This is a genomic window from Siphonobacter aquaeclarae (assembly GCF_900103285.1).
Classification (GTDB): Bacteria; Bacteroidota; Bacteroidia; order Cytophagales; family Spirosomataceae; genus Siphonobacter; species Siphonobacter aquaeclarae.
Map to the genome: position 1 here is coordinate 189,196 of NZ_FNGS01000003.1, position 12,797 is coordinate 201,992.

Here is a 12,797-nt window from a genome sequence, read left to right on the forward strand (position 1 = left end):
TTCAGACGACACTACCTTAGAAAGCAACACTCAGGCCGAGCGTAAACGACCGGGGTTGGGGTACGGCACGGTTATCGATACCGACGGCGATGTTGCTGTTGTTCCGGTTGCTGTTGATTTCCGGATCAGCGCCTTTGTATTTCGTCAGGACAAATGCGTTGTACACCTGGCCATAGAGACGGATCCGCTCGACGCCGACTTTCTCACCGAGCAGACGCTTCAGGTCGTAGCCCAGGGTGATGTCCTGCAGACGGAGGAAGTCGCCCTTTTCCAGGAACCGGGTAGAGAACTGATTGGCCGTGTTGTTGGCAAACCACAGACGGGGAACATCCGTTACCTGACCCGGGGTCGTCCAGCGTTCCTTGATTTCGGCAACGTTGTTGTTGAGGTAGTTGCCCAGCATGCCTGACCGCGTGGTGTTGTAGATATAGAAACCACCTACGTAGTTGAACGTGAACCCGAAGTCAAAGCCTTTGTAAGTCAGGTTTGACGTCAGACCGCCGTACATGGTCGGAAGGCCGGATTTTCCTTCGATGTAAACCTGGTCGTTTCCGCCGATGGCCGTGGTAGCCGCTCCGTCAGAAGTATACCATTTTGACGTCGAGTAATCGAGGAACTTGCGAACGCCGTTTTTGTCGAGCCACGAGGGATTACCCGTTGCCGGATCTACGCCTGCCCAACGGAGGGTGTTGTAAACGCCCAGTACGCGGCCGACGCTGGCGCGGGTGATGGTACCGCTGATGATGTCGGAGCCGTCAGCCGTCAGCTGCGTGACGCGGTTTTTCAGGGAAGTAAAGTTGACCGTAACATTCCAGTTCAGGTCTTTCGTCCGGATGATGGAACCGTTGACGGTGAACTCCAACCCTCTGTTATACATCGAACCGATGTTTGTCGTAATGGAAGAGCTCGGGATACCCACCGTGTGGAGTACCGGCGCTGCCAGCACCATGTCGGTGATGTTGTTGTAGAAGTATTCCGCCGTCAGGCCGATGCGGTCGTCGAGGAAACGGGCTTCCAATGCCACGTTAGTCTTCTTGGAAGCTTCCCAGCGAAGGTTCGGGTTACCTGCCTGGGACAGACCAAAGCCGTTCAGAATGGCATACTGACCACCGCCGTACAGGGTGCGGGCTGCATATGAGCCAATACCGCGGGAGTTACCGACGATCCCGTAGCTGCCACGCAGTTTCAGGTAATTCAGCCAATGCGTCTGACCTTTCAGGAAGTCTTCTTCTGAAATCGTCCAGCCGGCAGATACAGACGGGAATTTCCCTACGCGTGAATTGGTACCGAAACCGGAATATTCATCTGAACGGTACAGACCTTCGATGGTGTACTTGTCTTTGTAGATATACGCCAAACGACCGAAGAAGCCACGCAGACCATTGGAGATGAGGTCCCCGCCGGTGAGTACCAGCGGCGTTCCGCCTGATTCGCTCGTATACAGACCATCCAGAATGTTCTTGTAGAACGGATCTGCGAAGTTTGAACCGCCCGTGTAGATCTGTTGCTCGCGGGTGTATTGCAATTCAACCCCTACGCCGGCCGATACGCGGTGATCGTTACCGAAGTTGTGGTCGAAGTTGGCGTAGTTCTGCCATGTCCAGAGGTTTCTCCAGAGGTAGTTATCCTGAACCAGACCGTTGTAAGACTTTCCGAGACCACCGATGGTCGGATCGCTGTACTGATCTTCAAAGTTGGTGAGGTAATCGATACCGAATTTCGAAGTCAGCGTCAGTGACGGAATCGGCTTGATGTCGATGTACGCGTTACCGACGAGGTTTTGCGCCGTGTTGTCGTTCCGTTGCAGGGCTACAACCGCTACCGGGTTGTAGATGTTGTTCTGGACAGAGCTGGCGCCGTTTACAGCCGTCAGGTTGTTGCCGAGGCCGAGGAGACCCGTGCCGGTGAGGTTGTAACCGCCGGTTGAGTTGTACGGAGAAATCGTCGGCAGGGCGTTCAGACCCGCTACCGTGATACCTGCGAGGTAGTTGTCGCTCAACAGACCGTTGTTAAAGGCCTTGTTGTAGCTGAACTGGATACCGGACTTGATCCATTTCTTCGGGGTTACGTCCACATTAAGGCGGACAGAACCGGTGCGCAGGCGGTTGCCGTTGGCAATACCCTGCTGATCGCTGTACCGAACGGAGCCGTAGTACGTAGCCTTGTCGCTGCCACCTGACATCGAGACGCTGTTATCGTGCGAGAAACCGGTGCGATAAATCTGGTCGAGCCAGTTGACGCGGTCGGGCTTGCCGTCGCCGTCCACATCGCTGTCTTTCGCGATGATGGCGTTCGGAGAGGCAGCGCCGAAACGGTTTGTCGATTTTTCGTTCTGGATGGCATTGAACTCGTCGCCGTTGAGGAGTTTCAGGTAGCGGCTCGGCTGGGTCCAGCTGATTTTCGAATCAACTGAAATCCGGCTGGAGCCTTTCTTGCCTTTCTTGGTCGTGATGAGGATAACGCCGTTGGCTGCGCGTGAACCGTACAATACGGCAGCGCCTGCATCTTTCAGGACTTCGAGTGACTCGATGTCGTTCGGGTTCACGAGAGCGAGCGGGTTGAAACGCGTACCGTTACCGGAGTTGAAAACGTTGAGGTTTTCACGCGTGTTGCTCGGCACACCGTCGATGACGATGAGGGGCAAAGAGCTGTTACTGATGGAGTTAATACCCCGGATACGAATGGCTACACCGTCGCCGAGAAGACCACCGGCGCTGGATACCTGCACACCTGCGGTTTTGCCGGCGAGTGCTTTGTCAAACGAACTGGTCGGAAGCGAGGCCAGTGCGGAACCGTTGATCCGGCTGATAGCGCCGGTCAGGTCCTTTACCTGCTTCACCCCGTAGCCCGTAACAACCACTTCGCTCAATTGACCGATGTCGGTTTTGAGCGTCACAGTGAGAGAGGTTTGGTTTCCGACAGCAATCGTCTGAGACTCAAAGCCGACGAAGCTGAACACGAGGGAAACCTGGGAAGAAGGAAGCGCAATCTGGAATTTTCCTTCGGAGTCGGTCGAAGCACCCCGGGAAGTACCCTTGATCTGGATGCTGACACCCGGGAGGGTTGTTCCGTCCTCCGCTTTGACAATCCCGGTCAAAATCCGGTCCTGTGCCTGAGCTGTCCAGCCGAACAACAGCAACAGGAAACTGAAGAATAGAATTCTCTTCATGATCTGTGGATGAATTGATTAAGAAAAATGAACGAAATGAAAAATCTTAACAGACCGGTTATCCGCCGTTGTGCAGCGACTGAACGGGACCCAAAGGCAAAAACCGGTAAAGAAGCGTGTATCTAGGAGACTGCAGGGGAGCCAGAAAGTCCGGAGAATTCCGGAATGCAGTGACAAGGGCTCAATGTAAATAAACAGTTCATAGTGGATGCTCGATGAAGTGGAAAACCGTTTGTAAATACCTAAAAACCACGACCAGTCTTTGTGATAAAAATACTATCTGTGTGGGTTGAAGGGGGATGTTTCACAAAATGGGTTACGAAATTACTTGATTTGATCAGATCTCCAAAGAAAATTTTGGGGATGCTGACTTTCCCCTTCAAACAGGTAGGAAGCGGCGCTTCGGATCTTCTGTTAGCAGAATCTCAAAAAAGGGGATTTTTGAGGCCATAAATTTATTTTTTTGAAAAGGAAGGCGGCCTTTTTTGAGAAAGTCTCAGCGCCTGGCCGAAAAGCAATCCCGCAAAATAAAATTTTTTAAAATAGTTCTTCTGCCCTGAAGCCTCCCCGGCGAATAAATGAGGGTACCTCATATTGGGTTAAGTAATAATATTCATCTGCCTAATTCAATACTTACTTCTGATGACCGGAATCCGGTCGCAAATAAAAAAGGGGTAGGTAAGCCGTGATTTCACCGAATTTTATCCCCCAATTCCGGAAATAGGGATAAAAAAAGGCCGCATACGGAGGTATGCGGCCCGCTCTTCGAGATGTTCCACAGGACATCTCGGGCGAAAGAGCAAAAAAAGCCGCATACATAACGTATGCGGCCTTGCATGGGATAAGCCCCAGGTTTAATTATCCTTACACAACGTATTCAACGCCAGCTCAGAAGCAGAAATCGGCCAGATGTAACCGCTTTCGCCCGGAGCCTTTGCCAGAATGGAACCCTTTGCAGGGATCGTCTGCTGCAGACGCATCAGGTCGTTGTTGCGGAGACCTTCACCGAGAAACTCGATCCGGCGCTCCTGAAGAATCGCCGCGATCAGTGCTGCGGGGGTTGCGAAGTTGGCCGCAGTGAACGTCTTTCCGGCGTCCGAGCGATTCCGGACGGCATTCAGCAGCGCAACAGCCTGGGGATCCACAGCGTTCGTCGTACGCACTTTTGCTTCAGCGAGGTTCAGCAATACTTCAGCGTAGCGGATAACCGGTACGTAGTCCGTATATGGGCTCGGCGCTTTGTATTTGATCAGCCAGCTCTTTGTGGCGCTCGTTGCTTTAATAAATGCCCGACGTTTGTCGGAGGCTCTCCAGGTAGTATCAGAAATAATTCCCTTGGAATTTAGCGAGTACTCCTGATTGCCGACACCGCCGTTGCTTGCAGAGGGAGAAAAATAGTAGGCCAATTGGTTCTGCGTGCCTGGGTAATCTCCTGCCGTGGAGGTCATCGGCATGGACAAAATGGATTCAGTCGTCGTATACGCAGTGAAGACGGTAGCAATGTCTGCCTGAAGGGCATTGGCCACGCCCGTCGGTGCTGAGAAGGGAGCTGCTGCCGGAACAATCTTGTTTGCCTCGGTTACTACCTGCGCATAATTCTGCATGCTGAGGTAAACCCGGGTTTTCAGTGCAATCGCCGTGTTTTTGTGCGCACGCGTCGTATTATCAGTAGCGGTTGCATAGGAGGAAGGCAGTCCCGCTTCTGCTTCGTTGAGATCCTTCAGAATCTGGGTATAAACTTCCGCGACAGTGCTTCGGGCCAGATTCGAAAAGCCGGAAACGGTAATGGGTGTCAGGCGCAGGGGCACGCCGAGGGACGAACCGTTGCCATCTGCATACGGCTTCGCATAAAACTGAAGCAGGCTGTAAAAGCTGAGAGCCCTCACGAGCTTTGCTTCGGCGATGTATCGCGTGGCTGTTTCGGTCGAGACAAGCGCGCTGCCTCCCTTGTCCATTTTGTCAAGGAAAATATTAACCCTGTTGATCGCCGAGTAGGCTGAACTCCACAGGTTTACGACGGCAGTCGCACTGTTGGTTGCATTGAGTGACCAGACATCGGATCCCGTCACCAGGTTCGATGTTTCGTTGATGAATTCTTCACTCCGGATGTCCCCGTAAATCACGAAACGGCCCCCGTAAAAGTTACCGGCTTTCAACGCTTCATACACCGAGAGCAGTTGCGTTGTTACGCGCGCCGGGGTATTCATGGATTCGTCTACAGCCACCGACGTCTGCGGAGTAGGATTTAACAGATCTCTGTTGCAGGAGCTGACAGTGGCCAGGGCTGCTACAGAGGCGTAGAGAAATATCTTTTTCATAAATGGAGATCATTAGGAATTAGAAACCAGCCTTGATGCCAAAAGTAAACGTCCGGGTATTGCCGACCGTGTTGCGATCTACACCCTGTCCGGTATTGCTGGCGAAACCGTTGGAAGAAACTTCCGGGTCCGGACCGGGATACTTCGTCCAGACGGCGAGGTTCTGGCCGCTGACATACACACGCAGATTGGTCATTTTTACTTTTGACAGCAACGAAGACGGAAGCGTATAGCCAAGCGTAAGTGTCCGGAGCTTCAGAAAATCTCCTTTGAAGACGTTGATGTCCATCGGAATGGCAGAGCCATTAGAGACGTTATCATTGAAGATCGGCTTGGCATATTTCTTGCCGGTGTCGCCCTCCTTCATCCAGGCATCGGTCAGAACGTCCGTGGCGTTGTTCCACCAGCGCTGATCGTGGAGACCTGCATTGGTACCGTAATAAACATTGAAGCCCAATTGATACGTCAGGAGTACGCCAAGGTCGAAGTTCTTGAACTTGAAGTTGTTGTCGAAACCGCCGTATTGCTTCGGGTTGACGTTGGCATACATGACCGCGTCAGCAGCCTGCGTAATCGACGTGCTGGACGGACCAATGTACCGGGTCTTTCCGTCCGGCGTTGTCGAGTAGTTGTACTGACCACTGGGAGCGTAATACTGATAGTAAACCTTTTGCCCCTGAGAGTTCAGGAAGATACGCTTACCTGTAGAAGGGTCTACACCGGCCGTACGCACTACCCAGAGCTGGCCAAGGGAATAGCCCGGAGCTGTCTGGTTGACGGTTTCCAGACCGCTGGTTCCCGTTTGCAGTACACTCATACCGGGTGCGAGAGCCGTTACTTCGTTCTTGTTGAACGTAATGTTGAAGTTCGTATTCCACTGGAACTGCGGCGTGCTGATAACGCGGGCACTCAGGGAGACTTCCAGGCCTTTGTTATACATCGAACCGATGTTGAGCGGAGGGCTGCTCGGCAGACCGGTCGACGGCGCCTGGGCAACATACAGAATCAGGTTGTCGATGTCATTCTTGTAGTAGGCTACTTCCCCGGTAATACGCTCGTTGAGGATGCCGAAGTTGAACCCTACGTCCGTTTTGGTGCTGGTTTCCCATTTCAGGTTCGGGTTTCCTACGCTTGAAAAGCCAAGGGTTGCCAGGCCGCCATAGTAGCCGGAAGAGAAAGTAGAGTACGGCGTATAATCGCCGATGCCGCCGATGTTACCGACTTTACCGTAGCTTCCGCGGATCTTGAAACTGCTGAATACATGATCGAGCTTCGCAGCCTTCCAGAAGCCTTCCTGTGCGATTTCCCAACCGGCAGATGCTCCCCAGAAGGTACCTTTTTTCTGGCCCAGCGCGGAGTATTCATCCTGACGGAGGTTACCGCTGAGAAAATACTTCTCCTTGTAGTTGTAGCTCAGACGTCCAAAGCCGGAAAGGAGATAGTTTTCACCATAGGTAAGCCCGGCAGTGTTGTTGTTGACATAACCTGCCTGAAGCTCGGTGTATGAAGCGTCGGAAAGACTCTGACGGTTCAGGCCAAACCCGCGTGACGTGCGGCGCTGCTGCTCCTGCCCGATGAGAAGACTGAAGTTATGCCGACCTCCTAAAGAACGGTCATACTGAGCTGTATTGGTCCAGAGCGACGTCTTGTATTTGCCATAGATACCGGTACCATAGCCACCGTAAGAGTACCCGTCGCCTGTTACCGGAGACCAGAACAGATCGTTATCGACAAACAAATAATCGATTCCGTAGGTACTCTTCAGCGTCAGGCCCTTGAAAGGTACTACCTGAAGATAGATATTGGATTGAATGTGGCTGACTTCCGAATTCGAACGGTTCAGCTTGAGCAGGGCAACCGGGTTGTAGTAAGAAAGGTTGGAAACGCCGGCGATGTTATTGGCAGAGCCGATGGCTGCTCCATTGGTATTGAGCGTACCATCGTTGTTATAAGGCGCCAGAATCGGAGGAAGAACAATTGCCAAGCGTCCGAGGCCGGAAGTGCTGAATGCTTCTCCGCTCAATGAACCGGAAGAGGTTGCCGCCAGGTTTTTCTCATTGGAGTAGGAGATTTTTCCTCCGATCGTTACGGCCTTGGTCAATTTGCTGTCAACATTAAAAAGGGCGTTGAGGCGCTCAAAATTATTCTTCCGGATAATCCCCTGTTGAGAGGTGTAGCCGGTAGAGAAGTAGTAGTTGGTCTTCTCACTACCCCCGGATACGTTCAGGTTGTGGCTGTGAGACGTTGCCTGACGATATACCTGGTCCTGCCATTTCGTGTCGATCGGGTTCCCGTTAGCATCGTTTGTCTGGGTGAATTTGTATGCACTTGCACCCGGGTTGTTAGCCACGGCCATCGTTTTATAAGCGATATAATCTTTGGCGTTAAGTACCTCGGGAATACGGTAGGTACTCGAAACGCCGACCCAGCCGTCATAGTTGACGCTTACCTTGCCTGATTTACCTCTTTTCGTAGTAATAAATACCACCCCGTTTGCTGCACGGCTACCGTAAATGGCTGTTGCAGCGGCATCTTTGGCGATATCCATGCTTTCGATATCGTTGGGGTTGATGCTGGCCAGCGGGTTACTGGCCGCGTTGGTCGAGCTGTAGTCGCCCGTAAACGTCGGAATACCATCCACCACGATAAGCGGATACGAGCTCAGGGAGATGGAGTTCGTGCCGCGGATCCGGAAGACCGGAGGCGCATTCAGTACCCCGGAAGGCACCGTGATCTGTACCCCTGCGGAACGACCGGCGAGGCCGGATTCAAAGCTTTGAACAGGCATTTGCGCAATGGTGGCACCTTTTACGGAACCGATGCTACCGGTAGCATCCCGCTTGGTTTGCGTACCGTACCCGATCACGACTACTTCAGAAAGCTCCCGCGAATCGGCAATCAATTGAATGTCTACTACTGAACGCGTGCCAATCGTCACTTCCTGCTTCTGGAAGCCGATGGAACTGAAAAGAAGAACAGCATTGGGGGAAGAAACACTGATCTGGTACTTCCCGTTGGCGTCGGTGGTAACACCCTTCGAAGTACCTTTGATAGATACGTTGACGCCCGGGATGGCGCTCCCGTCGTCAGAAGTCGTGACGATACCGGTCACAATCCGGTCCTGCGCATAGGTCACTCCGCCGGTGACCAATAGCAGAACACTCAAAAAGAGTAGGATTCTCTTCATTTTAGTTGGTAATTGGTTAAGGAATGTGTGATATGGGAAACAGGGAATGCGACTTTTCGGACAGCCGAAAAGACTACGGCGAATGAACAGCATGCCGCTCACCGCCAGGGGAAATCCAATAAGAAAAAGGGAAATACGCGACGACTCAGGCAGTCAACCCGCCCGAAGAGCTGCAACAGGAAATGGGAATGGAGGAAGTAGAAAGGAGAAACATACGCGATGATGAAGTTTTGGTTAAGGAAATATTGCAAGTATGTACAAATGTAGATGGAATATTTTGTCAAACAAGTAGATTGTATTTTTTTTACAAAAACTACCTGCTTCTTGACAGTTCCGTCAAATTCTCCCCTGCGTGAACCGCAAAAATTTTCATTTTAATAAAAAAAGAGCCCCGCTGGTTGCAAAACAACAACCGCAAAAAACAGAACCAAAACTATGAAATATGCTATTTTAATCTCCTTTTTAAGTTTTTCGGCCATCGCCGGCGGCCCTACAGATCCCCTCAAAACGGAAATGGACAAACGGGCCAAGGAAGTAGAGCAGAAGGTGGTCCGCTGGAGGCGGGATTTTCACGAAAATCCGGAGCTCGGCAATCGTGAATTCCGTACCGCCGAGAAAATCGCCGCACACCTTAAGTCGCTTGGCCTTGACGTGAAAACCGGCGTCGCCAAAACCGGCGTGGTGGCCTTGCTGAAAGGCGGAAAGCCTGGTCCGGTGATTGCGCTGCGGGCCGATATGGACGGCCTTCCCGTTACCGAGCGGGTCGATATCCCGTTTGCTTCGAAGGTCACAACGGAATACAACGGACAGAAAACAGGCGTCATGCATGCCTGCGGGCACGACGGCCACGTGGCCATCCTGATGGGTGTGGCCGAAATCCTGGCATCGGTTAAAAAGGACCTTCCCGGAACGATCAAATTCATCTTCCAGCCTGCCGAAGAAGGCGCGCCGAAAGGAGAAGAAGGCGGAGCCGCGCTGATGGTCAAGGAAGGCGTCCTCGAAAATCCGAAAGTGAATGTCATCTTCGGACTGCACCTGAACGCGCAAACGCCGATAGGCCAGATCAAATACCGTCCCGGAGGAACGATGGCAGCCGTAGACTTTTTCAGCGTGAAGGTACGCGGCAAGCAGTCGCACGGCGCGTATCCCTGGCTTAGCGTCGATCCGATTGTGACAGCCGCGCAGATTGTGAACAACATCCAGACGATCGTGAGCCGGAAAGTGGAGCTCACGAACGGAGCCGCGGTGGTCACCGTAGGCGCCATCCACGGCGGCATCCGCCAGAATATCATTCCGGAAGAAGTCGACATGATTGGTACCATCCGGTACCTCGACAGCCCCGCGCAACAGGTAATACACGACAACCTGAAGCAGATTGCCGAAAAAACAGCCGAAAGCCAGGGCGCAAAGGCGGACGTGAAGATTGATGTCATGTACCCCGTCACGTACAACGATCCCGCGCTGACCGATCAGATGGTACCGTCACTCGAAGAAGTAGCCGGCAAGGAAAACGTGCTTCTGACGCCGGCGGTAACGGGTGCGGAAGACTTCTCTTTCTTCCAGCAAAAAGTACCGGGATTGTTTTTCTTCCTCGGCGGCGCGCCGAAAAACAAGACGGTCCGGGAAACGGCTCCGCACCATACCCCCGACTTTTACATCGACGAAGGCGGGTTTGAACTGGGGCTGCGCTCTTTCTGCCACCTCGTGGTAGACTATGCCGCGAAATTCAATCAGGGAAAGGCCGTTACGGCAGGTCACTAGCCGAAATCCGGTAGTTTCGGATCATTCTCCACAACAAACCGGGGGCGTATCGTTTGAGGTACGCCCCCGCTGTTTCTTTCAGCCCGCCGATGTAGGCTTCGCGCTTTCGCTTGCGGATAGCGCGCAGAATCTGCGCGGCACAGGCTTCGGCGCTGAGGCCGTTGGCCTGATTATCGTCCATGCGATTATTGGGCTGCCCGTGCTGGTTGAGTGCGTTGACGGAAATAGCGGTCCGGATATACCCCGGGCAGATGGTCGTCACCCACAATCCGTCCCGCCAGATTTCTGCTCGCAATGCGTCAAAATAGCCTCTGACGGCAAATTTGGACGCCGCATACCCCGTCCGCATCGGCGTCGCAACGTGGCCCGCGATACTGGAGATGGGGACAAACAATCCTTTTTTCCGGGCGAGCATAGCGGGTAAAGCAGCCTTTGTCAGGGCGATTACTCCGAAAAAATTAACGTCCATGAGGTACCGGTCTACTTCCAGCGAGGTATCCCGGGCAAGGGAGCGCTGACTGATTCCGGCGTTGAGTACCAGGATATCAATGGCGCCGAACGTATCGAGGACCTGCTGAACGTGCGCGGCGGCGGCAGCCGTATCCGTGACATCCATCGGAAGAATCAGGACGCGGCCGGCCGGCAGGTTCAGCTCCGACGCTACGCGTTGCAGTTCGGCTTCGCGCCGGGCGGAGAGTACCAGCCGGCTGCCCTCCCGGGCAAAGGTATGCGCCAGGGCTTCTCCGATACCGGACGAAGCGCCGGTTATCCAGACGATCTGATCGTTGAACATGATAGCAGGCTTTAAGCTGTAGGCAGTAAGCAATAGGCTGTGCGCCCCGAAGATACGGGTGAAAGTATTCTGTAATAGAGATATCGGTCCCTGTTCGAAATAGCAGAAACCAACTCCCGGACTTATAGCTTATGGCATAAAGCCTAAAGCAAAAAAAGAACCGTCGCTTCAAAGAAGCGACGGTTGCTCTCACCCCAAAACTTAAACTACCCACAAGGGGATATTTTTATGCTTGTTGCACAGGAACCTAGTTATTGGAACCGGGCCGGCGGCGAAGTTCGCCTTTCTTTTCCTCGTACGTTTTCCACTGGGCCTCGGTCAGAATTTTCTGCAGTTCTTTTTCTTTGTCTCCGTTGAGCGACTGCATCTGCTCCCGGAAATTGTCTCCGCGATTGGCAAATAATTCCGCCATTTTTTCCGCGTACTTACTGTTGAGGGCTTCGACTTTCGGCGTCTGTTCCGGTGTAAGCTGCAGGGTGGTTTTCATCCACTCTGTTTGCCGGGTAGCCATTGCCTTGGGATCGGGTCCCTGCGCAAAGGCAGCCCCCATGAAAAGACAGGCGAGAAGGGTCAATACTGCGTTTTTCATTGTCTTGAATCGGTTTAGAGAATGGAAAAACATTTGCCGGGCGCCTCACCGGATCTCCGCGCCGTCAACGGAGCGGTTCGAAATCCTTCGTCAAATAACAAGGAAAGGATCGGGATTGTCACGGATGGGCAAACCGGAAATATACTGCCTTCGACTTTCTGCCGATCAGTAAGTTTAAAAGCGAGATAAGAATAATTGACAAAAAAGGGATAAGAAGCACAGGCCGCTTCAAACAGGCAGTTTATTCCACCTTTCCGGCGTTAATAGCTTTGAACAAGGCCTCTCCGTAGGATTCGCTGATCGGAATATGTACCTGCCCGATCTTGATGCGCAGGTTACGGATGGATTCAATCTTGTCGAAAGCAATAATAAAAGACTTGTGTACCCGCATAAACGGGCCGCTGGGAAGCTTTTCTTCCATCGCCTTCATCGTGAGGCGGGTAATGACCGGACGGGGCTGTCCTTCGAGGTAAATCTTGACGTAATCTTTCAATCCTTCGACATACTGAATCTCCGAAATCCGGATTTTGACCAGCGAATAATCCGCATTGACAAAGAGGTATTCGGGGGCAGTAGCCGTTTCCGGCTGCGGGCGTGTGCCTTCCTGTTTGCGCAGCGTGAAAAGCTCGTTCGCTTTGTTGACGGCTTTGAGAAACCGGTCAAACGAAACGGGCTTCAGGAGGTAATCCACCACGTCCAGGTTGAATCCTTCCAAAGCAAACTCTTCATAGGCGGTCACGAAAATCACCATCGGCGGATTCGGCTGCGCCATGCTCTGAACAAACTGCAAACCGGTAATACCCGGCATCTGAATGTCGAGAAACAGCAGATCAATCTGTTGCTGCTGCATGATCTCCTGCGCTTCAAAAGCGTTTTTGCACCGTTTGACCAGGTTCAGAAACGGTACTTTCTGGATGTTGTCTTCCAACAGATCCAGCGCCAGAGATTCGTCATCGACAGCCAGGCAATTCATCATGCGT

7 protein-coding genes are annotated in these 12,797 nt (G+C 52.7%); 1 reads left to right on the plus strand and 6 read right to left on the minus strand.

What is annotated here, in order from left to right; translation table 11 throughout:
* Nucleotides 1–16: 16 nt before the first annotated feature.
* From BLR09_RS08025 to BLR09_RS08035, 3 genes are all read right to left on the minus strand, one after another.
* Nucleotides 17–3,169 carry a SusC/RagA family TonB-linked outer membrane protein gene (locus BLR09_RS08025; protein ID WP_093200162.1) on the minus strand — a complete coding sequence of 1,051 codons (3,153 nt, stop codon included), beginning with the start codon at nt 3,167–3,169 and terminating at the stop codon, nt 17–19.
* 854 nt (nt 3,170–4,023) lie between these two features.
* Nucleotides 4,024–5,487 carry a RagB/SusD family nutrient uptake outer membrane protein gene (locus BLR09_RS08030; protein WP_093200165.1) on the minus strand — a complete coding sequence of 488 codons (1,464 nt, stop codon included), beginning with the start codon at nt 5,485–5,487 and terminating at the stop codon, nt 4,024–4,026.
* Between the two features lie 19 nt (nt 5,488–5,506).
* The gene (locus BLR09_RS08035) at nt 5,507–8,674 is read right to left on the minus strand and encodes a SusC/RagA family TonB-linked outer membrane protein (RefSeq protein WP_093200168.1); all 3,168 of its coding nucleotides are present in this window, start codon (nt 8,672–8,674) and stop codon (nt 5,507–5,509) included.
* Between the two features lie 435 nt (nt 8,675–9,109).
* Between BLR09_RS08035 and BLR09_RS08040 the strand changes: the two genes are divergently transcribed.
* Entirely contained in the window at nt 9,110–10,435 is a 1,326-nt protein-coding gene (locus tag BLR09_RS08040; RefSeq protein WP_093200171.1) for an amidohydrolase, read from the plus strand.
* On the opposite strand, the gene BLR09_RS08045 is transcribed toward BLR09_RS08040, so the two are convergent.
* From BLR09_RS08045 to BLR09_RS08055, 3 genes are all read right to left on the minus strand, one after another.
* Nucleotides 10,419–11,228, minus strand: a complete 810-nt coding sequence (locus BLR09_RS08045; RefSeq protein WP_093200178.1) for an SDR family oxidoreductase — start codon at nt 11,226–11,228, stop codon at nt 10,419–10,421. The genes BLR09_RS08040 and BLR09_RS08045 overlap by 17 nt on opposite strands.
* Before the next feature lie 247 nt (nt 11,229–11,475).
* Complete coding sequence (locus BLR09_RS08050; protein WP_093200202.1) at nt 11,476–11,817, minus strand: hypothetical protein; 342 nt, start codon at nt 11,815–11,817, stop codon at nt 11,476–11,478.
* A gap of 241 nt (nt 11,818–12,058) precedes the next feature.
* Nucleotides 12,059–12,793 (minus strand): LytR/AlgR family response regulator transcription factor, encoded by a 735-nt coding sequence (locus BLR09_RS08055; RefSeq protein ID WP_317039208.1) that lies wholly within the window; start codon nt 12,791–12,793, stop codon nt 12,059–12,061.
* Nucleotides 12,794–12,797: the final 4 nt, after the last annotated feature.